We start from the raw sequence: 22,066 nt of genomic DNA, 5'->3' as shown, positions 1-22,066 counted from the left end.
CGGAGGCCTGCGCTCCGGCCCGCGCTTCCCGCCTCAGACCTCGGGGCGCAGCATGGGCGGGTTGAGCAGGGTGGCGCCGCCGGCCCGGAAGAGCTGGGCGGGGCGGCCGCCCTGGCGGGTGGTGGTGCCGCCGGTGGGGACGAGGAAGCCCGGCGTACCCGTCACCTTGCGGTGGAAGTTGCGCGGGTCGAGCGCCACACCCCACACCGCCTCGTAGACCCGGCGGAGCTCGCCGACCGTGAACTCGGACGGGCAGAAGGCCGTCGCCAGCGACGAGTACTCGATCTTGGAGCGGGCGCGCTCCACTCCGTCCCACAGGATTTGGGCGTGGTCGAAGGCGAGCGGCGCCACCGGCTCGCCGTCCCTGCCGTAACCACCCTGCTGCAGCAGCTCCTCCACCGGCGCCCAACGGGCGTTGCTGGCGTCACCGCCCGCCCGGGGCGCCGGCAGGTCGGGGGCGAGGGCGAGATGGGCGACGCTGACGACCCGCATCCGGGGGTCACGCTTGGGATCGCCGTAGGTGGCGAGCTGCTCCAGGTGGGCGCCGTGGTCCTGCGTGGGGGCGGCCGGGTCGTGCACCCGCAGCCCCGTCTCCTCCGCCAGTTCCCGGGCCGCCGCCTGCGCCAGGTCCTCGTCGGCCCGTACGAAGCCGCCGGGGAGTGCCCACCGTCCCTGGAAAGGGGGCTCGCCCCTCCGCACCGCCAGCGCGCACAGAGCGTGACGACGCACGGTGAGCACGACCAGGTCCACGGTGACGGCGAAAGGCGGAAAGGCTGACGGGTCGTAGGGCATGCGGCGATCATAGTCGTCTGCCTGACGATAAACACTCCCTTCGTCGGCCGCATCGGCGGCTGATCTTCTTCCTCACGGCTTTCCTTACGGCTCTCCTTCCCCATGGCGCGTTCGCGGCGGGTCGGCCTCGGCCTCCCGCTTCCGCTTGGGCCCGGGCGCGCCCGCTCCGAGCCACGCTCGGCGGGCCACTGTGTGCACCGCTGATGGCTGAGGCGTCCTCCTTTCACTCCTCCGCGTCCCCACGCGGCGAGGGAGCTTCGGCTCCGTCGTGGCGGTGTCCGCGTCGGCTCGTGGTTCCGGGTCCGGGCGCACCGGGGCGGGTCCCGCCGGTCTGGATCCCCCGCCGGTCCGTGCCGCCGGGGCGCACGGTGCCCTTCGCGGCGCCGCCCTCGGGCCGCGCACCGCCCGCCGCCATCCGAGGGCGCGGCAGTCGCCCGGCGACAGTGGGCTCGCGACGAGCCGACCGTGCCCCGCGGCCGGCCGCACGCATACGGCGCCTGCGGGAGAGCGGCTCCGTCTGTCGACCGGGCAGGGCGCTGCCCTCAGCCGGATGGGTGTGGGGGTCCCTGGTGTCCCCGGCCTCGGATTCCGTGCCTTGATCCGCCTCACCCGATGTCCGCTCCCCAGCCGGCTCCGCCCCACCCTCCTTCCGCCCCTCGCGTCGTCCCTCGCGGAGGCAGCGGCGGATGGACTCCGGGTCCAGTCCCTCGTTGCACGCCTGGTGCAGCAGACGGGCGAAGAGGTAGTCGGGGTCGGCGCCGAGGGCCATGGCGAGTGCCTCCCGGGCCTCCAGTTCGTCGCCGGAGGACCAGGCGACCCAGCCGGCCAGAGTCAGGGGTGCCGCGGCGTGCTCCCCGTACGGCCCGATGCAGCGGCGCGCCAGGGAGCGCCAGAGGCGGAGGGCCGGGGCAGCCTCGTCGCCCTCCATCCATGCGGCGGCGCGGTCGCGGGTGGTGCGGTCCTGGAGGCCCAGGATGAGCGTCGCCGCCTCGTCGTGCGTGATCAGTTCGTCGTCGCGGAGGTCCGCCGGGAGCATGCCCGGAACGGGAGGTGCGTCGGCGAGGCGGCACAGGAGGCGCTCGGCCAGCTCCAGCGTCTCCTCGGCGACCGCGCGCCGGTCCTGCTCGTCGACGATCCTGGGGATCAGCTTCGACCCGGCGGCGTCCAGCGCGCGCTGCTGGTCGACGGCGGCGGAGGTCTCCCAGGGCAGGAGCCGGGCGTGCAGTTCGCGCAGCGTGCCGCGGACCTGCAGTCCCGCATAGGTGGCCGCGGCGGCCAGTACCGAGGTGCCGGGCAGGCCCATCGGTGTCCCGTCGGCCGGGCAGCAGGCCTCGTCGTCGCAGCAGTAGGACCAGAAGCGGCCGTCGGAGACACAGAGGGCCTCCACCACCGGGACGTCCAGGGCGCCGCACTCCAGCCGCAGGGAGTGGGCCAGCGGTCCGAGCCGCTCCTTGACCTGCCGGCCGGACTCGCCCTGTCCCGGTTCCTGGCAGAGGAACACGACCATCTGCTCGGGCCGGGCGCCCCGGCGCTCGCAGCCGGTCACCAGGCCTTGGGCGAGCTGCCGGGCGGCGGAGGGCCAGTCGCCGGCGTCGGCGGGGATGCCGAGCCGGGCGCGGCCCCCGAACCTGCCCCGACCTCCGGTGTCGTGCAGGGAGACGAGCACGATGCTGTCCTCGGGTCGGTACCCGAGCAGGTAGGGCACCGCGTCGGCGAGCTCGGCCGGGGTGCGCAGGGTCACCTGCTGCTGGTCACCGTGACTCTCGTACGCGGTGCAGGACAGGTCCGCGGGGAGCGGAGGGCGGTCCGCCGGGTCCGGGGTCGCCGGGGGTTCGGTGCGGGCCACGGCAGCCTCCCGTCGTGGCTCCGCTTCCTCGCGTCCGCCCTGGCGCGGGATGTCACTGTTCTCGGAGGGACCGGTCGTCCCGCTGTGGTTCGTCATGCCGAGACAATCTCGCGGATTGCGACATTCCGCTTGAACCTGTGGATAAATCGCATCAGGTTCATGTCACCCACTGGTGTGCCGGCCGGCCTTCGTCCACAGCCCACGCCCTATGCCGGCGCCGTCCTGTTGTATGGGACCCATGGAGCACACGAGCAACACGGATCTCCGGACGGCCGCCGACGCGGTGCTCGCCCGTCTCGTCGGGGACGACACGGGCACCGCCCGGCTGCGCGACGACCAGTGGCGGGCGATCGAGGCGCTGGTCGCGGACAAGCGACGGGCCCTGGTCGTCCAGCGCACGGGCTGGGGCAAGTCAGCGGTGTACTTCGTGGCGACCGCGCTCCTGCGGGCCCAGGGCAGCGGACCCACCGTGATCGTCTCCCCGCTGCCGGCGCTGATGCGCAACCAGGTCGACGCGGCGGCCAGGGCCGGGGTCCGCGCCCGCACCATCAACTCCTCCAACAGCGAGGAGTTGGACACCATCCAGGCGGAGATCGAGGCGGGGGACGTCGATGTCCTGCTGGTGAGCCCCGAGCGGCTACGTCATCGGGGTGACCTTCGGACTCCAGGATGGTCAGCGGTTGGATCAGACACCGGATCCGGAACTTCGGTGCACCGGGATCAGGGAGTCGTGTGCCCTGCGTAGTCGCCAGCACGTCCATCGCATGCTCCTGGAGGCCGGACTCGCGCCAACGGGTCCAGCAGTCTGGAGAGTGGCTCGCCGGCCGAACAGTGAGGGGATCTCCTGCCACGGGGTGTCCGTCCGTACGGGCCTTGCCCCCGAAGAGTGGACACCCGTTCGTGTTGTTGTGCGGCGAGTGTCAGGGTAGCTGACTGCTGCTCGTAGACGTTCGGTGCCTGATGTCCGTTCGCCGAGTGCCGTCGGCGGGTGTTGTAGCGGGTGGTCCAGCGGAAGACCGCCAGGCGGCAGGCGCGGGCCCCGTCGAAGCGGCGGGCGCCACGGAGCGTCTCGCGTTTGAGGGCAGCGTTGAACGACTCGGCGAGTGCGTTGTCCGCGCTCGTGCCGACCGCGCCCATGGACTGCCGTACCCCCGACTCCCCACATACATTGGCGACTTCCCGAGAGGTGTACTGCGCCCCGTGATCGTTGTGGATCACCGCGCCGGCCAGGCTGCCGCGGGTCGCTTCGGCGGCCCGGAGTGCGTCGGTGACGAGCGAGGTGCGCATGTGGCCGGCGACCGACCAGCCCACCCGACGGCGCGAGAAGCAGTCGATCACCGTCGCCAGATACAGGTACTCGCCGTCGCCCACCGGCAGGTAGGTAATGTCCCCGACGCACTTCACGTGGCACCCCAATCGCCGCACTGGAGCTGCGGCACCGCCAGCGCGCACGAGCCGAGGACCGCATCCGGGCCGCTCGGGCCACCGGCGCAACCTGCCCCTCCACGACGCCGCACAGAATCAGATCTGGCAGGAGATCGTCCAAATCGCTCTCGATCTCCTCGCGTGGATGCCGATGCTCGCTCTCACCGGTGACGTCCGTCGGTGGGAACCCCGCCGGCTGAGGCTCCGACTGTTCTCCACCGCCGCACAACTCGTCACCACCGGTCGGCGCCGCATCCTCCGCCTCGCGGCCCACTGGCCCTGGACCGACCTGATCACCCAAGCCCTGCAACGGCTCGCGGCCCTGCCGAACCCAGGCTGACCAGCAGCTTCCCGTCCCTTCGAGCAGCACCACCCCGACCGGAACCGTGGAACCCGGCGCCCACCCGACGCGACAGACGGACCACCAGCCTGCCCACGCGCGGGAATCTCGGCCCGAACGAGCCGAAAGGGTCCGTCAGCAAGCTGACGGCCCCTCATGCAAGACGAGGCTAAGCGAACTTGAGACAACACTAGAACCCGCTCAGCGGTGCGTCCCCGAAAAGTACGGCTCCCACCGATTCGAAGTGCTTTGCGGAGTGGTTCGCGTGCTGGAGCGCGACCATGCCGTCACGGAATATCCGCTCCAAGGCTTCACTTCGGTAGATCGAGGCGGAGCTGCCCAACTCGTACATGTCGACCAAAACCTTCCGGCACACCTGTGCGGCGTGTGCCATGGCGGCCCACAAGTCGCTCTTCTGCTCGGTGCTGACCGTCCCTCCCAACTCCGCGACTGCCTGGAGGTCCCCCAGGACGGAGTGGAGAAGCAACCGCGCGGCGCGGAGGGACGTGTCCGACCGTGCGAGCGCGACCCGCGCCCGGTGTTGCTCGGAGAGCGCCTTCCCCGAGGGGTCCTTTTTGCCCGGTGCCATCCGCACCATTTCGTCAATGGCGGCTTGCGCGACGCCGAGCACGATCGCCGTGCAGCCGGGTACCACGAGCGATTGGGGATACCCCCGATACAGCGGGCGGTCGATCCGGGACGGTAGGTCCACCGGAGCCACGAGCTCGTCGGGCACAAAGGCGTCCTCGACGACGACGTCGTGGCTGCCGGAACCCCGCATGCCACTGACGTTCCAGGTGTCCAGCACGGTCAGCGCGTTCTTGTGCGTAAGGAAGAAGCGGACATCAGGTCCGCCGCTGCTGTTCGTCGCGGGCATGTCGCCGTCCATGACGATCGCAACCAGGGACACCCACTCGGCACGGTGCACCCCGCTCACGATCCGCCACCGGCCGGAGATACGGAAACCCCCGTCCGTCCGCTTTGCCCGGCCGGGCATGCCGGAGTTCGCAAAGGCCGGTTCGCCCGCAGCCCATAGCCGGGCGACCCCGGACTCGGGGAGCAGCGCGCCAAGGCAGCCGAAGTTCGCGTTCCACACGATCCACGCGACCGAGGCGTCGATGCGGCCGAACGCCTCGTAGACCTTCATGGTGGTGGTGAGCGGCGTCTCGAGGCCCCCCTGCTCCCGAGGGGTGAGCAACCGGAACGCGCCCGCATCCCGGAGCTCTGCGTACAGCTGCGCCGGTATGTCGCCACACCGCTCTGACTCGTCTGCGGCTGCTTCGATCGCGGGCCGCAACATTTCGGGGAGGTCAAGGGGGTCAACGGTGGGGGATTGGAACGTGGTGGAAGGCTGGGGCACCGAAGTCTCCTGGGATGATGTCGGTGGCGCGCCGGAAGGCGGCCGGGGGTGAGGACACCGACAAGATGGTGGAGCCCGGCGGAGAGTTCAGATCCGCTGCTGTGATCAGCACCACGCTGTCAGATCCCGGCGGGAGAGCGCGGACTCTGGCGCTCTGGGCCGTTCGTTTCCCAACTGTGCGCGGCGTGGCCCGTCGGCCCAGCGCTCCCTCCCACCGGACACCGCGTGAGGGTCCGCGGCCAACCTCCCAGGAGCTCACGACGGCGGGACGGGAGCGTCGACACTGGGGGCCGAGGACTTGCGGGGGTGGAAGAGGCGGAGCCGCTGAATCAGGGGACCCCGGTAGGATACGAGCCACAGCACCGAGGGCGGGCAGTGCTCAGGATCATCATCGGGGCTGATGAGATCGATCTCGAAGATGGTCTCGGCGCACCCGGCGACCACATGACCGAGCCTCCCACGCACACCCGCCGCAAGGTCCGCCTCCATGGAGCGTAGCAGGGAGGTTGTTCCTAGCCGACGCCCGTCCGAAGCGATCGTCAGTGCGTCGGACGACCACCGTTCGTCAAGCACTCGGCCGAAATCACCCTGGTGGGCGGCCTCCAGGATCTCCCTGCCCTCTTGCTGTCGGATCTTGGTCAGCCTGGCGGCATCACCGTAGGTCGCCGAGGCCGTCTCCAGGAGCGCTCCCGCCAGCTTCGCCCTCGCGTTGCTGAGACGGCTACGTACCGTGCCTATGGGGACCTCGCAGATCTCCGCCATGTGTTCGTACGATGCGACACTGCTGAAGTACCGAAGCATGAGCGCCACACGATGGGCGGACGGGAGTGTCTCCAGTGCCTGCCAGATCCAGTCACGCGCCGCGTGCCGATCGAGGATCTGCTCAGGGGTCGGTGTGGCGCTCGTAGATGCGGGGACCCATTCGGTGGGGATATCGCCAGGCGCGCGAAGGCGGGCGCGGCACAGGTTGCGCACGATCATCCGAAGCCATGCGCCCACCGCCGCGGGATCTCGTACCTCGCCTATTCGGCCAATGGCTATGACCGCGGCGTCCTGCACTGCATCTTCCGCGTCGGGGCCGTACCCCAGCAGACTGACCGCCACGCCGAGCATCCGCCCTTGATGTCGTGTCAGTACCAGGCCCAGAGCCGCGACGTCTCCGCGCTGGGCTTCCAGGGTCAGTTCCAGATCGGAAGGCGCTGCGGTGGACGCCATCTACCTCACTCCTCATCTCCGTGCGCCCGCGTCACGGCGCGCGAGCCCGGCCGGGACGCCGACCAAAGACCTAGGCGGGGAAGGTGAAGAGGCGGTACCGCGAGACCTCGACGAATCCGAAACGCCCCTACAGCGGCTCGCCGGCCGGGCTCGCGGCGTCGCCGCGGCCACGGAAAGGCGGCTCCGTGCAACGGATGTGGTGGCATCCACACAAAGGCGGCTGCCCTCGCGGGTTCATCCTCCTCGCGCCCCCAGCCCAGCACGCTGGGCGGCGTCGTCTCGCCCGGGCGCAGACGCTCGATGGTGTCGCGTCCGGACAGCAGCATGGTGTGCAGGTCGGGCCGTGCGGCGACAAGGGCACCCGCCTCGGATCGAAATACTTCGGGCTCGTCCGTGAAGAACCAGGTCACGATGAATCTCCTGCTCACCCAACGGGTGGCAACGCGCGGAGCCAGGAGTTGAAGATGCGCGGGTTTGTGCCACGCTCCGGGCACCAGCAACAGCGACGGCAGGGTCATTCGAACTCATAGAGCAGGGTGTGTTTGGGGAAGGGCGTGCGAGTCCATTATGTAAGCCCTCGCATCACATCGTCCACGTGATAGATTTCACTCATAATCTAAATTACTCGGTTAAGCGCCCCACTACTAGGGGAGGTTCCTCACCAGGGGCCGTTGCATGATCGCGTTTCGCCCGGAGTGCCGTGCTGGCCCGTCTATGGAGTGGACATGCCGGTTCGGGCGGGGGCGGACGCAGCGAGTGTCCTGGCCGGTGCCCGCTCACTCACCGCGATCGCGGAATGGATCAGCGACGTCCCCGCGTGGGCCTGCCGGGATCTCGGCTTCCCCACCAAGACCCGCTCTCCGGCACCGTGTCCGTCCCGCACCCCCACACCATGCGCCGCCTGCTCGTCCAACTCGACGGCGACGCCCTGGACCAGGCGATCGGCGACTTCCTCGCCGCCCGCGCCACCCCGGCCGGCCCCGACTGCGGGCGATCGCCGTTGACGGCAAGGCCCTGCGCGGCTCACGCACCCCCGTCACCGGGCACGTCACCCTGCTCGCCGCGATGGACCACACCGGTCACGTCCTGACCCAGTGCCAGGTCGCCCACAAGAGCGACGAGATCTCCGCCTTCCAGCCCCTGCTGGACAACGTCGACCTGACCGGCACGATCATCACCGCCGACGCGCTGCACACCCAGCACGCTCACGTCACCTACCTCCGCGAGCGCGGTGCCCGCTACATCGCCCAGGTCAAGGCCAACCATCCCGGCCTCTTCCACCGCATCCGCCGCCTGCCCTGGCGCGAGATCACACTCGACCACTACGACCGCACCCGGGCCCACCACCGCCTGGAGACCGGCGGCTGAAGACCACCGCCTTCGCCCACCTCGACTACCCCGACGCACGCCAGGCACTACAAGTCGTGCGCTGGAGGAAGGACCTCACCACCGGCAAGCAATCTTCTGGCGCCATGGCGCCGTCTCCAGCGCGTCCAGTGGCAGGTCGCGCATGTGGGTGGCGGCCTGCCAGCCCACCCCGGCAGACGGGATCGACCTCGAAGCCTTCGCGCAGGTGGTCGGTCACCTGCGCGGCCTCGTCCGGGGACGGTCGATCTCCTGGGCAGAAAAACCGAGGCGGCCTTGCGCAACGAGACGACCGGTCGAGCGGATCTCGCGAACGGCACGCTCGCGGAGCTCATCGGGGTACTTACGGGGTGCTGGCACTGCTGGTAGTTCTTTTTCGCCTAAATCGAAACAGACCCAGACTTCAGGGACTCCACGAAGATCAGTGCAGCTCAGTACACCCTGCCCGACATCGTCCCGCAGGCGGGGCATGCGGCCCGCTCCGCCGATGTGCGGGCCCGCACAATGATCAACTCGTCGTCGCCACCACGTCTTCGATCACTATGCCTTCGACCTGGCGAAACCAAAGGTCCTGTAGGAACACATCACCCACGAGCGTTCATGATCGCGGTTGTGGTGACCCTCCGTGGCCCCTGCACTGAAAGTGGTCCAGAACCACGGTTTCACAGAACGCCGACATCTGTCGTGGACTCTCACCGCTGTTTGAGAGAAAGCACCTCCGACACAGGTCAGAGGCCCTTTACCAGGCGCAGCCGCAGGTAGCGGCTGGCGAGTCGAGCATTACGCCGGTTACAGGCCGGACAGGACAGTCAGCCCGCCGAAGCAAGTACCAGCGGGAGTACCTGTCCAGCCCCCGCCTGCCTCAGCAGGCGAGCGGCAACCGCGAGGGTCCAGCCGGAGTCGGTGTAGTCGTCCACGAGCAGGACGGGCCCACCGGCCAGGGCGCCGCCCAGGTCCTCGGGGAGGGTGAAGGCAGCGGCCAGTGACCGGAGCCGTTGGGCGGAGTTGCTGCGACGTGCCGCGTGCGCGCCGTTCGGCCCGGTGTACGTCAGCGTGCCCAGATAGGGCAGGCGGCCGATGGTCGCGATTCCCTGGGCGAGGGAGCCGACCAGTTGCGGGCGGGCCAGGGACGGCACGGCGACGACTCCCACCGGCCGGGCGGAGGCTTCCGGGACGTTGGATGCCCAGCCGCCCGGGGAGCGCGCCCAGTCGGCGAGAACCGCCACCGCGGCCCGCAGGACATCGTCGGGGACCGGACCATCGGGAGCGTTCTCGGCCAGCAGCGGGCGCAGTCGGTTGCCCCAGCCGATGTCCGAGAGCCGCCCCAGGGCGCGTCCGGTGGAGCACTGCTCGCCGGCGGGGATACGCCCCTTGAGGTCGATGCCCAGTGCGGGCATCCCGGTCGGCCACATCCGGCGGGGCTCAACCTCCACCCCTGGGCGGTCCAGTTCCTTCGCCGCCCCCGTCAGCATCTCTGCCGAGACGGAAGAGTCGGCCCAGGCTCCCGTGCAGTTGTCGCAGCGGCCGCAGGCGGTCGCCCCCTCGTCGTCCAGCTGTCGGCGCAGGAATTCCATGCGGCACTGGGGCGTGCTCGCATAATCGCGCATGGCCTGCTGCTCGGCGGCCCGCTGCCGCGCCACCCAGGCGTACCGCTCGGAGTCGTAGACCCACCGCTCACCGGTGGAGATCCAGCCGCCCTTGACCCGTTTGACCGCCCCGTCCACGTCGAGCACCTTGAGCATGGCCTCCAGACGGGTGCGCCGGAGGTCGACCACGGCTTCCAGGGCCGGCACGGACAGCGGCCGTCCGGCGCCGGCAAGGGCCGAGAGGGTCTGGCGGACCTGTTCCTCGGCCGGGAAGGCGGTATCGGCGAAGTAGCGCCAGATGGCCTCGTCCTCCTTGCCCGGCAGCAGCAGCACATCGGCGTGCTCCACACCGCGACCCGCACGCCCCACCTGCTGGTAGTAGGCGATCGGCGAGGACGGCGAGCCGAGGTGCACCACGAATCCCAGGTCCGGCTTGTCAAAGCCCATCCCCAGCGCCGAGGTAGCGACCAGCGCCTTGACCCGGTTCTCCAGCAGGTCGGCCTCGGCCTGCAGCCGGTCGGCGTTCTCCGTACGCCCCGTGTAGGAGGCGACCCGGAAGCCGCGCTGCCGCAGGAAGGCGGTGGCCTCCTCGGCCGCGGCCACCGTCAGCGTGTAGATGATCCCCGAACCCGGCAGCTCGTCCAGATGTTCGGCAAGCCAGGCCATGCGGTGCGCGGCGTCCGGCAGCTGGACCACACCCAGCCGCAGGCTCTCGCGCTCAAGCGGGCCCCGCAGCACCAGGGCCTCACCGGCGCCCGTACCCAACTGCTCGGCAACATCCGCAGTGACCCGCGCGTTGGCCGTCGCCGTCGTGGCCAGCACCGGCACGCCGGGGGCAAGCTCAGCAAGCATCGCCCGCAGCCGTCGGTAGTCAGGCCGGAAGTCGTGGCCCCAGTCGGAGATACAGTGCGCCTCATCGACCACCAGCAGACCGGTCGTGGCCGCGAGCTTGGGCAGCATCTGATCGCGAAAATCCACAGAATTAAGGCGTTCCGGACTTACGAGAAGAACGTCGGTCTCGCCTCGCTCGACCTCCTCGTGGATGGCGTCCCACTCCTCCGGGTTGGCCGAGTTGATCGTGCGTGCCCGGATACCGGCCCGCGCCGCCGCCTCGACCTGGTTACGCATCAATGCCAGCAGCGGCGAGACGATCACCGTGGGACCGGAGCCGCGCCGGCGCAGCAGAGCGGTAGCAACGAAGTACACCGCCGACTTGCCCCAGCCGGTGCGCTGCACCACCAGTGCGCGCCGGCGCTCCTCCACCAGAGCCGCCACCGCCTGCCACTGGTCTTCCCGTAGCCGCGCCGAACCCCCGGGGTCACCGACGAGCTCAGCGAGAATGGCGTCGGCTTCAGTGCGGAGCTCCAGGTTGTCCATGCCCCCATGCAACCCGATCGCAAGGACAATCAGCCACTTCACTCAGCGTGCCGGACATCTCACGTAAGGTCCGACGGCCACGCACTGATCGAGGATGGCCAAGGTCGAGTGCCCGGTCACGACCACCCTCGATCGACACGTTTGTCCAGGTCAGGGCCCCAGATGCGCCTGGAATGTGAATGCCGTCCCAGTTCTGCGGCCCCGAGCGGCTGAACAACCCCGACTTCCGCGACCAGGTGCTGCCCCGACTGGCCGCGGCGACCGGCCTCCTCTGGTCGACGAGGTGCACTGCATCTCCGACTGGGGCCACGACTTCCGCCCCGACTACCGGCGGCTGCGGACGATGCTGAGCGATCTCCCGGAAGGGGTGCCCGTCCTCGCCACGACCGCCACGGCCAACGCTCGGGTGACCGCCGACGTCGCCGACCAACTGGGCACGGGCGGCACCTCGGACGCGCTGGTGCTCCGGGGTCCGCTGGACCGGGAGAGCCTGAGCCTGAGCGTGCTGCGCCTGCCGGACGCCGCGCACCGCATGGCCTGGCTCGCCGACCACCTGGACCAGCTCCCCGGGTCGGGCATCACCTACACGCTGACCGTCGCCGTCGCCGAGGAGGTCACCGCCTTCCTGCGCCGCCGCGGGCACACCGTCGCCTCCTACACCGGCCGGACGGAGAACGCCGACCGGCAGCAGGCCGAGGAGGACCTGCTCGCCAACAAGGTGAAGGCTCTTGTCGCGACCTCCGCCCTCGGTATGGGATTCGACAAGCCGGACCTGGGTTTCGTGGTGCATCTGGGGTCGCCGTCCTCCCCGATCTCCTACTACCAGCAGGTCGGCCGTGCGGGCCGGCCGTACAGGGCTGACCCGTCGCGCCCACTCCAGAGGTGGGGATATTAGCCGCGGATCCACCGATACCGGTCCCCTGCCCCAATTGCTCGTTGCCGCATCCAAGTTCGACAGGAAGAATTGAACTACGCACCCGCACGGCTCGCCCGCCGACCAGGTAGGGCTCTGTTGCGCGCGCTCCCCCGAATCCGACCCGCCCGCAGTGTGGGCGTAGCCGAAGGGAGGACCGTGACCTTCGGATTCGCTCCGTCCTCGGCGGCATCGCTGTCGACGTCCGCCGCATCCGCCAACCGTCTGCTCGAGCCTGCGGAGTGGGCGGCCGCGGGAATTCCGCTGCTGCGCAGTCCACGCGAGGTCGTCAGCGGGCTGCATGCCCGGCATCGTCCCGGCCCGGCGACCGCGGTCGTCGCCGTGCTCGATCCGGACGAACGCCTGCGCGCGAGCGCGTCGTTCACCCGGCGCACCACGACCACCGCCGACGGCTGGATGTTCCGCAACGCGCTGCTGGCCCAGCTGCGCCGGGTCATCCCCCACGACCTGCGGCGCCGTACCCCGGTGCGCACCGCCGTGCTGCTCTACTGCCGTGACGGCGATGCCCGGTGGACCGAGGAGGACGGGGCGTGGATGTGGGGGCTGCGGGACGCCTGCACCCTTCACGGCCTGCGCTGCGGTGCGTACATCACGCTGACCCGAGACGGATGGCAGGTCCTCGGCGAAGGGCGGGGTGGCCGCCACCCGAGCGCCGACTCGGCGCCGGAACCGGTCGCCATGTCCGAGGCACCGCCGAGGATCCCCCGCACGGGCGGGGCGGCGTCGGAGGTGCTGCGGCGCGCGGCGGCCCGCTGAGGTCACGCGGTTCGGCCTACACACCCGGCCACCATGCATGCGGCACCAACGACCCGTTCGGCGAACCCATACGGCAGGCAAACCACACGCTCGGGAAACCACACGCTCGACGAACCGCGCGTAGGGCTCGCCGCATACGCGGCGTGCCCGACTGCGGAACGATATGCCGCTTCCGTGCCGTGGCGGACCGTGGCGTGCGCCTGGCCCGTCACAAGAACCGAACGCGCCGGTTCCCGCACGACCGGGCGCCCCACGCGGACACCACGACGCACGAGCACGCCAACGCCCGGCGCTCCGGCCATCGGCCCACCGGACACGGGCACACCCACACCCGCGGCCACGGGCACAGGCCCGTACCCGTGCACGCCGAAGATCCAGCGGCACGCGTCCACGCGACCGCCGGTGCTCGGGCGTACCCGGGGCACCGGCGTGCCGACGCGGTGGCGTCGGCTCAGACTCCGGTGCCCAGAACCGAGTTGATGCGCTGTGGGTCACCGCAGACGATCAGCAGGGCTCCGGCCCGGGCGTGGGCCGCCTTCAGTGCGGAGGCGGTCGCCGGTTCGGGGCCGCCGTTGGCGGCGACGACCACGACGGGACGGGTCTTGGCACGGTCCGCCACCTTGGCGTCCGTGTAGAAGACGTCGTCGCCGGCGTCGTGCTGGGCCCAGTAGGAGGCTTCGCCGAAGGACAGTTCGTGGGTCGCCCACGGATGCGGCTCACCGGTGGTGATCACCAGCACGTCGCCGGGGGCGCGACCCGAGTCCAGGAGCAGGTCGACGGCTTCCTCGGCGGCGTCGAGCGCCCCCTCGGCGGAGGCCGGGATCAGCTGGATCTGCGGACCGTTGGCTGCGGCGGACGGACCCGAGGGTCCGGGCTTGGCCGCGGGAGCCGCCTCTCGCGACGTGCGCTGCGCCGGAGGCGCCGGCCGCGGCGGGCCGGGACGACCGGGACGCGACGAAGCCGCGGGGCGGGGACCGGGTACGGGACGGGGGGTCGGCGCGGTGCGGGGACCCTGGGCACTCTCGTGAATCTGAGGCTCCTCGGGAATGAGAGGCATGAGCTGATTTTTATCAAACGTTGGCACGGTTGGCGCCGCCGGGTGGCACATCAGTGCGAGCGGTCCGTCAGAAGTCGAAGCCGAGCTGACCTTCGATCGCCGGAACGCGCCCTTCCGTCCAGGTGCGGACCTTCTTGAGGTGCCGCCACTGGGGCAGCGCATCAAGATACGCCCACGACAGCCGGTGGTACGGGGTGGGTCCCCGGACCTCCAGCGCGGCCCTGTGCACGGGGGACGGATACCCGGCGTTGTCCGCGAAAGCGAAGTCTGCATGGTCGAGGCCCAGTTCGGCCATCATTTTGTCGCGCTGGACCTTGGCGATGACCGACGCGGCCGCCACGGCCACGCACGACTGGTCGCCCTTGATGACCGTCCGGACCTGCCAGGGCGAGCCGAGATAGTCGTGCTTGCCGTCGAGGATGACCGCGTCGGGCCGGACCGGAAGCCCTTCCAGCGCACGGCAGGCCGCCAGCCGGAGCGCGGCGGTCATCCCCATGTCGTCGATCTCCTCGGGCGACGCGTGCCCCAGGGCGTACGACGTCACCCAGCTCCGCAGGATCTCGGCGAGTTCCGTGCGGCGCTTGACGGTGAGGAGCTTGGAGTCGGTGAGCCCCTCGGGGGGACGGCGCAGTCCGGTGATCGCCGCGCAGACGGTGACCGGGCCGGCCCACGCACCACGCCCCACCTCGTCGACACCTGCAACGATCTTCGCTCCGGTCGTGGCGCGGAGTGAGCGCTCGACGGTGTGAGTAGGTGGTTCGTACGGCATGGCGCCCTTAGCGTACGCCGCCCGGTTCGGCGCGCGACACCCCGGTTCCCTCAGCGCGGCCGTCACCGGGACCGGCGGGCGGATCAGGCGCCGCGCGGCCGCAGCAGCGGGACCATCAACTGGTCGATCATCTGCTCCAGATCCACGTCGGACCATTCACTGCCGCACATCTTCGAGCGGTACATCATCATCGCCGGCACGGCGTCCATCACGTAGCCGTTGGCCGCGTCGGCGCGCACCTCTCCCCGCTCGATTCCGCGCTCGATCACCTCGCGGAGCATGGTCAGAGTCGGCTCGACGACTCCGCTGAAGATCACCGCGTGGAAGCGTTCGGCCTCCGCGGTGTCGCACTCGTGAATGACCGCACGCAAAGCGAAGCCCGGCCGGGAGAACATCGCATCCCGGGCCCGGCGGCACAGCTCCAACAGGTCCGCACGCACGCTTCCCAGATCGGGCGCCTTGTCGAACTCGGGCAGCGCGGCCCTCAGGGCGTCCGCGACGAGGTCCTCCTTGGAGGGCCAGCGGCGGTAGACGGCGGCCTTTCCGGTCTGGGCGCCGGCGGCGACACCCTCCATCGTCAGGCCGTTCCAGCCGACCGTACTGAGCTGGTCCAGCGCGGACTCGAGGATCGCGCGTTCCAGTACGGCGCCACGGCGACGGGAGGCTGCCGTCTGAGCGTGGGCGTCCGCCCAGCTCGAAGTAACCATCGGACTCTCTCCACTGAGCAGAGGAAGCGGACATTCGGGGATGAAGCACTCGCCACGCGACGCCGAAGGGGGACACGCCAGGCGGCGACCTCTCAGTGAACGGTTGCGTTCACTGTCGGGGGCTTCTACGGTTGGCGCAACAGTGAACGCGCTCGTTCACTAACTCACTCGTGGGGGACCCATAGTGACCACCTCTCCTTTGCTTCAGGACCCGAAGCCGGGTGCGGCTCGCCGGCCAGGGCGCCCCGGCATCGCGCTCGCCGTCATCGCGGCCTGCCAACTCATGGTCGTACTCGACGCGACGATTGTGAATATCGCGCTCCCGCACATCCAGAATGCACTGCAGTTCAGCACCACCGATCTCACCTGGGTGGTCAGCGCCTACACCCTGACCTTCGGCGGTCTGCTGCTGCTCGGCGGCCGGGCCGGTGACATCCTCGGCCGCCGCCGCGTCTTCATGAGCGGCATCCTGCTCTTCACCGTCGCCTCGCTGCTCGGCGGGCTTGCCCAGGAGCCCTGGCAGCTGCTCGCGGCGCGTGTGCTGCAGGGCGTGGGCGGTGCGATCGCCTCGCCGACCTCGTTGGCGCTCATCACCACCACGTTCCCGGAGGGGCCCGAGCGCAACCGCGCCTTCGGCGTCTTCGCCGCGGTCTCGGCGGGCGGCGGCGCCATCGGCCTGCTCGCGGGCGGCATGCTCACCGAGTGGCTCGACTGGCGGTGGGTGCTCTTCGTCAACGTCCCGATCGGCCTGCTGATCGCCGTCCTCACGCCGATGTACATCAACGAGTCCGAACGGCACACCGGCCGCTTCGACATCGCGGGGGCGGTCACCTCGACGGCCGGTATGGCCACACTCGTCTACGGCTTCATCCGCGCCGCGGAAGAGGGCTGGCGGGACAGCGTCACCATCGGCTCGTTCGTCGCCTCGGTGATCCTGCTGGTGGGCTTCGCGCTGATCGAGTCCCGCGCCAAGGAGCCGATCACCCCACTGCGGATGTTCGCCGACCGCAACCGCTCGGGCACGTATGTGATCATGCTCAGCCTCGCCGCGGCGATGTTCGGCATGTTCTTCTACATCGTCCTCTTCGTGCAGAACGTGCTCGGCTACACCCCGATCGAGGCCGGTCTCGCCTTCCTGCCGGTGACGGTCGTGATCGCCATCGGAGCGGGGGTGTCGCAGCGGTTCCTCCCGGTGTTCGGGCCGAAGCCCTTCATGATCATCGGTTCGACCCTCGCCGCGACCGGTCTGGCCTGGCAGACGCTGATCAGCTCGGACAGCTCCTATGTCAGCGGGATCCTCGGACCGATGCTCATCTTCGGCCTGGGCATGGGCCTGAACTTCGTGACGCTGACGCTCACCGCGGTCTCCGGGGTCGCTCAGCACGAGGCCGGTGCGGCCTCCGGCCTGCTCAACGCCACCCAGCAGGTGGGCGGATCGGTGGGCCTGGCCCTGCTGACCACGGTGTTCGGCACCGCCAGCCGGGACGAGGCGGAGAAGCAGGTGCCGGACTTCCTCGCCGAGGGGACGGCGCAGCAGAAGGCGGAGTTCGCCCAGACCCAGCAGCTTCCCGCGCCCTGGGGGCACGAGGTGCTCGCGGAGGGCATCTCCTCGGCCTTCGTCCCGGCCGCCGCGATGGCGGTGCTGGCCCTGGCCGTCGCCTGGCTCGTCATCCGGGTCCGCAAGAGCGACCTGGAGGCGCTGTCCGGTTCGGCCGGACCCGGGATCGGCTGACGCGACTGACGCGGCCGACATCGCCGGCGGGAGGACCGCCCTAGGCATCCGGCCCGGCAACGTTCCGGCCGACTTCACGGGGGTCGGCCGGGCAACGCCGGGCCGGCCCGCGCGCCGGAGCGACAGGGCACGCAGGACGCCCAAGGCACCCAGAGTGAGCAGTACGCCCGTCCACTCCGTCATGCGGCCCCACCTCCCCCTTCCGACGAACGCCCCGCACCCGCGCCCGCGGCACGCCTACACGTGTCAGCCTCCCTCAGGACCTCAGGACCTCACACCACCCGCAGCGGACACACCGACAACGGCCGGCCGGTCACGGAGAGTTCCCGACACATACGGAGAGTTGGGAAAAAGGACCCGCTCCGGAACAGCCGACCGGAGTCTCAGCCCCCGACCCGTACCCACTCGGGCAACGGTTCCACCCGCTCGACCCACTCCGCGGGCGGCGCCCCCGCCGCCCCTGCGGCCAGCACCCCGCCCACGATGGCGCAGGTGGTGTCGACGTCCCCGCCCACCTGTGCGGTCGTCCAGAAGGCCCGCTCGTAGTCGCCCAGGGAGCGGGCGGCGGACCAGATCGCGAAGGGCACGGTGTCGTGCGCGGTCGTACGCCGCCCGCAGCCGAGGACGGCCGCGACGGTGGTCGCGTCGCTGTAGTCGAGCATGTCGCGGGCCCGGCGCAGTCCGGCGCCGACCGCGCTCCGCGCGGGCACCAGCCCGATGACCCCGTCGAGGAGTGCCTCGGCGCCGGGAGGACCGTCCGGCGCGGCGGCAAGTGCGGCTGCCGCCGCGACCGCCATGGCGCCGACCACGGCCTCGCGGTGCTGGTGCGTGGGGTAGGCGGAGATCTCCGCCTGGTGCGTGGCCTGCTCGGGGTCGTCGGCGTACCAGGCGCCCAGCGGGGCGATCCGCATCGCGGCGCCGTTGCCCCACGAGCCCTGCCCGTCGAAGAGGTCGGCGGCCAGTTCACGCCAGTCCCCGCCTTCGCGGACCAGGCGCAGCAGCCGGTTGACCGCGGGGCCGTACCCCCGGTCGAAGTCGTGGCGGTGGGCGAAGGAGTACGCCAGGGCGTCCTGGTCGATCCGGTGGTGCGCGGCGAGGACGGTGACGACGGAGCACGCCATCTCCGTGTCGTCGGTCCACTGCCAGGGGCCTTCGGGCAGTTCACGGCGCTTGAGCAGCGGGTAGTTCACCGGGACGAAGAACTGCGAGCCGAGCGCGTCCCCCACCGACAGGCCGCGCAGGCTCGCCAGGGCGCGCTCCAGGCGCCCCTCGGCGGACAGATCAGTGGTCATCGCCTCGCAACTCTCCCATCCGGCGCCCGCCGGCCCTCGCACATGTCGTCGTCCATCCGGTGACCCCCCATGATCTGGGTCATCCGGTGATCAGATCGTCCGGTGATCCGATCGCGTCATCCGGTGATTCCCGTGATCCCGTGGGACTCCGGATCACGCCACCGCTCGAACGGCCGGTCAAGGGCGTACTTCCCGTTCTCCCCCAGAACGAGCATCCTGACCTCGGCGTTCCCAGGGTTGGACAGGGACTCGAACTCCGCGACGGTCCAGTGGAACCACCGCATGCAGAACAGCCGCATGGCCAGACCGTGGGTGACGATGAGGACGTTCGGCGGGTGGTCCGGGTCCTCGAAGCTGCGGAACAGGCTCTCCAGGAAGCCCCCGACCCGGTCGTAGACGTCCGCGCCGGACTCGCCCTGGGCGAAGCGGTAGAAGAAGTGGCCGTAGGCGTCCCGATAGGCCTTCTGCAGCCGTACGTCCTCGCGGTCCTGCCAGTTGCCCCAGTCCTGCTCGCGCAGTCGCGGCTCCTCACGCACGCGTATCCGGTCCGGATCGAGACCGAAGGAGCCCAGCGTCTCGAGCGTCCGGCGGTAGGGGGACACGTAGACGCTGACACGCTCCTGGCCGAACAGGTCACGGAGCCGCTCGCCCGTCGCCTCGGCCTGCTTCCTGCCCCGCTCGGTGAGGCCCAGGGCGTGATCGGGTTCGCGCTCATAGACGGTGTCGTCAACATTGCCCGTTGATTCACCGTGCCGGACAAGGACGATGCGCCGTGGTCGTGCCATGCCAAAACCCTAGATCGGGTGACGGCACTTCGGGCACTCGTGCGGGTTCCGTACGGCATATGTCACACCTGTTCGTCCCGTACGCCCGCCGGTCCGCACGGCGCGATCCGCCGTTGGCCTCGTCGGTCTCACACCGTCCAGGCGGACTCCATGTCGACGATGTCCCCCGCGAGGGCCGCGACGTCCGCCTCCGTCTGGGCCCGCAGCGCCAGTCGCTCCACGCGCTCGGTGCGGTACTTCCCGTGTTCGGCGGCCGACCGCCACATCGACAGGATCATGTACTCGCTGCCCGGTGCCTCCCCGAACAGGCCCCGCACCATGCCGGGCGATCCGGCCATCGCCGGGTTCCACACCTTCTCCTGCATGAGGACGAAGTGTTCGGCGCGTTCCTCGTGCACGCGGCACAGCGCGACCCTGATCAGATCGGCGTCGGTGAAGCGGGGCTCGAAGCCCGTCTTCACGTCGAAACGGTGGTCGAAGAGCCTGACCTGGGCGTCCTTGAAGGTGCCGGCCTGGGAGGAGGCGAGCCGGTCGTGGGACCGGGCCATGAAGGAGTCGTAGAAGGCGCGGCTCTCCCAGAACGAGAAGATGTGCGCCACGTCCGGCCGCCCCCGGCTCCAGCCTCCGCCCTGCGCGCGAAACCCCGGCTCCCCCAGAAGCCCCGCCCACTTCCGCTGCGCCCGCTCGAACCCCCGACGGTCCACCACGGTGCAGCGAATCCACTTGACCAGCACCGCGCCATCGTAAGGCCAGGGAGCTCGACACCGTTGGCCCTCGCATCGACCGCACCCCGGCGCCCGGCGGCGCGTGCATGGCAGGATGGACAATCTGCCGGAAAAACGCGGCAGTTGGGGTGCCGGCAGGACGGTCACGAGGAAGGGGACAACGGGTGAACGGCCTCAACAAGGGGATCAGCAAGGTCGAAATCGCGCTGCGGTGGGATCCGAGTCCGACGGGAGAGCCCTCCACCGACCTCGATCTCGTCGCCGCGCCCTACCTGGCGGACGCCCCGAACGGCGAACCCGCCTACGTGGTGCACTTCGACAGTCGCTCCCCCGACGGCACCATCACGCTCAACCGGGACAGCCAGGACGGCAAGGGCTTCGGGTACGACGAGGTCATGACGTTGGAACTGGACCGCCTGGACGAGCGGTACGGGCGCGTGCTGGTCGGTGTCGTCATCCAGCAGTCGCAGGCCCCGCGGACCTTCTCCGGGGTGGGCAGCCCGGGGCTGCGCATCCGCGAGGGCTACGACGTCCTGGCCGAGGACGACTTCGGTGGCGTGCTGGGCGCGACGGCCGCGATCGTCGGCGAGTTCGTACGGGAAGGGTCCGGGCCCTGGGAGTTCCGCCCCGGTGTCCAGGGCTTCGACGGCGACCCGGCGGACTTCACCCGCGAAATGGGCGCGGCCCACCGGGCCTGAGCGACGGCACGGCGGGGAGCGGTACACGGCGGGCGGTGGCACGGGTGCCCCCGGCGCCACCGCCCGCGTGGACTCCCCCACGCGTCACGCCCGGCACACGATCACGGCTCGCCGTCCCGGCCGTCCCGGAAGGCACGCAGGTCGAGTTCGGGTGCCATGGAGCCCGCCAGCCAGGTCATCCGCCAGTCCCCGGCCGCGAGTCCCTCGCGCGCGACGTGGCACCAGTCCGCGCGGTCGGTGAGGTCGAGGTACGACATCCGAAGCCGTTCCCATCCCGCGCTCACCGCCAGGTCGTCGGACCAGGCGGGTGTCTGCGTGCTCAGGTACTGGGCGAGGCTCGCCGCCGTGAAATAACGCTCGGGTGTCGGCCCCAGGACCTTGATGTGGCGGGCGTGGGCCTCCATCACCGTGACCGCGTGCTCGTACTGGCGGAGTGAGGTCCCCATGCCCTCGCAGTGCTTCATGACATGGAGCAGCCGCCCCGCGTGGTCCACGACCTCGGCGTCGTCCCCGGACCGCGCGACGACTTCGTGGAGCGCGGTCGCCCGGGCCACCTCGGCCGCGAAGTAGGCGTTGAGGTGATCCCCGTCGACGGCCCTGCGCAGCAGCCAGGGCCGGACGGCCGGATGGTCGCCCACGCGCCGGAGAAGCCGGTTCACGGCGTGGACCCGGCCCCAGACGGTCACCCGCTCCGCCAGCCAGATCAGTGCCTCGACGCCGCCCGGCAGGCGGTCGAGAGCCATGACCGCCGCGGAACCGAAGGGCGCCGACAGGAGCCCGATGGTCTGGATGAGGGGGATGTCCCGCGCTGTGGCGACCTCGGTGAGCAGGGCGAGTCCGACGGCGACGGAGGTGGGCTCGGTCCCGTGCCGGACCAGCAGGCGACCGGCCTCCCGGACCCGGGCCGCCGGTGCCTGCAGAGCGACGGCCTTGATGCGTTCGTCGCTCCGGTAGGGGAACGGGAGATCGCGCAGTTCCCGGACCAGCCGAAACGACGGAGCGCGGTCGTCCGCGAAGTGGGCGGAAAGGATCTCGACGGCCCGGGTGGCTCCGGCTTCGGAGTCGTACGGAAGCCCCGACCGGCGGCGAGGACGCCCTTCGGCGTCAGGGAAAGGTTCCCCGCCACGGAAGAGAGGCGCGTCCGGCGTCAGTCGGTGAAGCCGCAGCGCGTGCTGGAACAGTGAGGTGGGGGCACCGGCGTTCCCGGCCCCTGACGTGACGCTCACCGGCGCGCGGGAGACTCGATTCTGTTGATCATGGCCTGGAGCATTCCACGGCGGGCGTTTCGGCGGCAAGCCCCTGGGC

At 70.4% G+C, this 22,066-nt stretch carries 16 protein-coding genes and 4 pseudogenes; 7 read left to right on the top strand and 13 right to left on the bottom strand.

What is annotated here, in order from left to right:
* Positions 1-33: 33 nt before the first annotated feature.
* Together ACIF8S_RS00390 and ACIF8S_RS00385 are read right to left on the bottom strand one after the other, a co-directional pair.
* Entirely contained in the window at positions 34-792 is a 759-nt protein-coding gene (locus ACIF8S_RS00390) for an NUDIX domain-containing protein (RefSeq protein WP_399996457.1), read from the bottom strand.
* Between the two features lie 223 nt (positions 793-1,015).
* On the bottom strand, positions 1,016-2,734 hold the full coding sequence (locus ACIF8S_RS00385) for a DUF4192 family protein (RefSeq protein WP_399996456.1): 1,719 nt from the start codon (positions 2,732-2,734) through the stop codon (positions 1,016-1,018).
* A gap of 142 nt (positions 2,735-2,876) precedes the next feature.
* Here ACIF8S_RS00385 and ACIF8S_RS00380 point away from each other — a divergent pair.
* Positions 2,877-3,284: pseudogene (locus ACIF8S_RS00380) on the top strand (DEAD/DEAH box helicase); the annotation flags it as partial.
* Positions 3,285-3,547: 263 nt separating this feature from the next.
* Here ACIF8S_RS00380 and ACIF8S_RS00375 read toward each other — a convergent pair.
* A pseudogene (locus ACIF8S_RS00375) lies at positions 3,548-4,045 on the bottom strand (IS3 family transposase); the annotation flags it as partial.
* Here ACIF8S_RS00375 and ACIF8S_RS00370 point away from each other — a divergent pair.
* Positions 4,045-4,403: pseudogene (locus tag ACIF8S_RS00370) on the top strand (transposase); the annotation flags it as partial. The pseudogenes ACIF8S_RS00375 and ACIF8S_RS00370 sit on opposite strands and share 1 nt — an antisense overlap.
* A gap of 190 nt (positions 4,404-4,593) precedes the next feature.
* Here the strand turns inward: ACIF8S_RS00370 and ACIF8S_RS00365 are convergent.
* Together ACIF8S_RS00365 and ACIF8S_RS00360 are read right to left on the bottom strand one after the other, a co-directional pair.
* Positions 4,594-5,763, bottom strand: coding sequence for an acyl-CoA dehydrogenase family protein (locus ACIF8S_RS00365; protein WP_399996455.1), 1,170 nt, complete (start codon positions 5,761-5,763; stop codon positions 4,594-4,596).
* Positions 5,764-6,018: 255 nt separating this feature from the next.
* Positions 6,019-6,978, bottom strand: a complete 960-nt coding sequence (locus tag ACIF8S_RS00360; RefSeq protein ID WP_399996453.1) for an RNA polymerase sigma factor — start codon at positions 6,976-6,978, stop codon at positions 6,019-6,021.
* Between the two features lie 675 nt (positions 6,979-7,653).
* On the opposite strand from ACIF8S_RS00360, the gene ACIF8S_RS00355 reads away from it, so the two are divergent.
* Complete coding sequence (locus ACIF8S_RS00355) at positions 7,654-8,346, top strand: ISAs1 family transposase (protein ID WP_399996452.1); 693 nt, start codon at positions 7,654-7,656, stop codon at positions 8,344-8,346.
* An 806-nt stretch (positions 8,347-9,152) separates the two neighbouring features.
* Here ACIF8S_RS00355 and ACIF8S_RS00350 read toward each other — a convergent pair.
* Complete coding sequence (locus ACIF8S_RS00350) at positions 9,153-11,306, bottom strand: RecQ family ATP-dependent DNA helicase (protein WP_399996450.1); 2,154 nt, start codon at positions 11,304-11,306, stop codon at positions 9,153-9,155.
* A 200-nt stretch (positions 11,307-11,506) separates the two neighbouring features.
* Here ACIF8S_RS00350 and ACIF8S_RS00345 point away from each other — a divergent pair.
* Positions 11,507-12,153: pseudogene (locus tag ACIF8S_RS00345) on the top strand (helicase-related protein); the annotation flags it as partial.
* 225 nt (positions 12,154-12,378) lie between these two features.
* Positions 12,379-12,996 (top strand): hypothetical protein, encoded by a 618-nt coding sequence (locus ACIF8S_RS00340; RefSeq protein WP_399996449.1) that lies wholly within the window; start codon positions 12,379-12,381, stop codon positions 12,994-12,996.
* 451 nt (positions 12,997-13,447) lie between these two features.
* Here ACIF8S_RS00340 and ACIF8S_RS00335 read toward each other — a convergent pair whose 3' ends face one another.
* The 3 genes from ACIF8S_RS00335 to ACIF8S_RS00325 all read right to left on the bottom strand — a co-directional run bounded on the left by ACIF8S_RS00335 (position 13,448) and on the right by ACIF8S_RS00325 (position 15,529).
* Positions 13,448-14,053: a hypothetical protein gene (locus ACIF8S_RS00335; protein ID WP_399996448.1), complete on the bottom strand. Its 606-nt coding sequence runs from the start codon at positions 14,051-14,053 to the stop codon at positions 13,448-13,450.
* A gap of 67 nt (positions 14,054-14,120) precedes the next feature.
* Positions 14,121-14,822: a ribonuclease HII gene (locus ACIF8S_RS00330; RefSeq protein ID WP_349797709.1), complete on the bottom strand. Its 702-nt coding sequence runs from the start codon at positions 14,820-14,822 to the stop codon at positions 14,121-14,123.
* A gap of 83 nt (positions 14,823-14,905) precedes the next feature.
* Positions 14,906-15,529 carry a TetR/AcrR family transcriptional regulator gene (locus ACIF8S_RS00325; RefSeq protein WP_399996447.1) on the bottom strand — a complete coding sequence of 208 codons (624 nt, stop codon included), beginning with the start codon at positions 15,527-15,529 and terminating at the stop codon, positions 14,906-14,908.
* 184 nt (positions 15,530-15,713) lie between these two features.
* On the opposite strand from ACIF8S_RS00325, the gene ACIF8S_RS00320 reads away from it, so the two are divergent.
* Positions 15,714-17,261 (top strand): MFS transporter, encoded by a 1,548-nt coding sequence (locus ACIF8S_RS00320; protein ID WP_399996445.1) that lies wholly within the window; start codon positions 15,714-15,716, stop codon positions 17,259-17,261.
* Positions 17,262-17,644: 383 nt separating this feature from the next.
* Here the strand turns inward: ACIF8S_RS00320 and ACIF8S_RS00315 are convergent, their stop codons facing one another.
* The 3 genes from ACIF8S_RS00315 to ACIF8S_RS00305 all read right to left on the bottom strand — a co-directional run bounded on the left by ACIF8S_RS00315 (position 17,645) and on the right by ACIF8S_RS00305 (position 20,072).
* Complete coding sequence (locus ACIF8S_RS00315) at positions 17,645-18,553, bottom strand: ADP-ribosylglycohydrolase family protein (protein WP_399996444.1); 909 nt, start codon at positions 18,551-18,553, stop codon at positions 17,645-17,647.
* Between the two features lie 116 nt (positions 18,554-18,669).
* Positions 18,670-19,338, bottom strand: coding sequence for a histidine phosphatase family protein (locus tag ACIF8S_RS00310; RefSeq protein ID WP_399996443.1), 669 nt, complete (start codon positions 19,336-19,338; stop codon positions 18,670-18,672).
* Between the two features lie 128 nt (positions 19,339-19,466).
* Positions 19,467-20,072, bottom strand: a complete 606-nt coding sequence (locus ACIF8S_RS00305; RefSeq protein WP_150153380.1) for a YdbC family protein — start codon at positions 20,070-20,072, stop codon at positions 19,467-19,469.
* Positions 20,073-20,227: 155 nt separating this feature from the next.
* Here ACIF8S_RS00305 and ACIF8S_RS00300 point away from each other — a divergent pair, with 155 nt between their 5' ends.
* A complete protein-coding gene (locus ACIF8S_RS00300; RefSeq protein WP_399996442.1) occupies positions 20,228-20,761 on the top strand; it encodes a TerD family protein in 534 nt (177 codons plus the stop codon).
* Positions 20,762-20,862: 101 nt separating this feature from the next.
* Here ACIF8S_RS00300 and ACIF8S_RS00295 read toward each other — a convergent pair whose 3' ends face one another.
* Positions 20,863-21,987, bottom strand: coding sequence for a hypothetical protein (locus ACIF8S_RS00295; RefSeq protein WP_399996441.1), 1,125 nt, complete (start codon positions 21,985-21,987; stop codon positions 20,863-20,865).
* Positions 21,988-22,066 lie beyond the last annotated feature (79 nt).

Source organism: Streptomyces sp. NPDC085937 (assembly GCF_044540535.1).
In the GTDB taxonomy this organism is placed as follows: Bacteria; Actinomycetota; Actinomycetes; order Streptomycetales; family Streptomycetaceae; genus Streptomyces.
Note: the sequence above shows the minus strand (reverse complement) of the source record. Positions and strands in the feature narration are given on the sequence as shown.

What these genes read in the sequence shown, in the direction of transcription:
- ACIF8S_RS00390 (WP_399996457.1), bottom strand. Translation starts at nt 792, where the DNA reads ATGCCCTACGACCCGTCAGCCTTTCCGCCTTTCGCCGTCACCGTGGAC.
- ACIF8S_RS00385 (WP_399996456.1), bottom strand. Translation starts at nt 2,734, where the DNA reads ATGACGAACCACAGCGGGACGACCGGTCCCTCCGAGAACAGTGACATC.
- ACIF8S_RS00360 (WP_399996453.1), bottom strand. Translation starts at nt 6,978, where the DNA reads ATGGCGTCCACCGCAGCGCCTTCCGATCTGGAACTGACCCTGGAAGCC.
- ACIF8S_RS00355 (WP_399996452.1), top strand. Translation starts at nt 7,654, where the DNA reads ATGATCGCGTTTCGCCCGGAGTGCCGTGCTGGCCCGTCTATGGAGTGG.
- ACIF8S_RS00350 (WP_399996450.1), bottom strand. Translation starts at nt 11,306, where the DNA reads ATGGACAACCTGGAGCTCCGCACTGAAGCCGACGCCATTCTCGCTGAG.
- ACIF8S_RS00335 (WP_399996448.1), bottom strand. Translation starts at nt 14,053, where the DNA reads ATGCCTCTCATTCCCGAGGAGCCTCAGATTCACGAGAGTGCCCAGGGT.
- ACIF8S_RS00330 (WP_349797709.1), bottom strand. Translation starts at nt 14,822, where the DNA reads ATGCCGTACGAACCACCTACTCACACCGTCGAGCGCTCACTCCGCGCC.
- ACIF8S_RS00325 (WP_399996447.1), bottom strand. Translation starts at nt 15,529, where the DNA reads ATGGTTACTTCGAGCTGGGCGGACGCCCACGCTCAGACGGCAGCCTCC.
- ACIF8S_RS00315 (WP_399996444.1), bottom strand. Translation starts at nt 18,553, where the DNA reads ATGACCACTGATCTGTCCGCCGAGGGGCGCCTGGAGCGCGCCCTGGCG.
- ACIF8S_RS00310 (WP_399996443.1), bottom strand. Translation starts at nt 19,338, where the DNA reads ATGGCACGACCACGGCGCATCGTCCTTGTCCGGCACGGTGAATCAACG.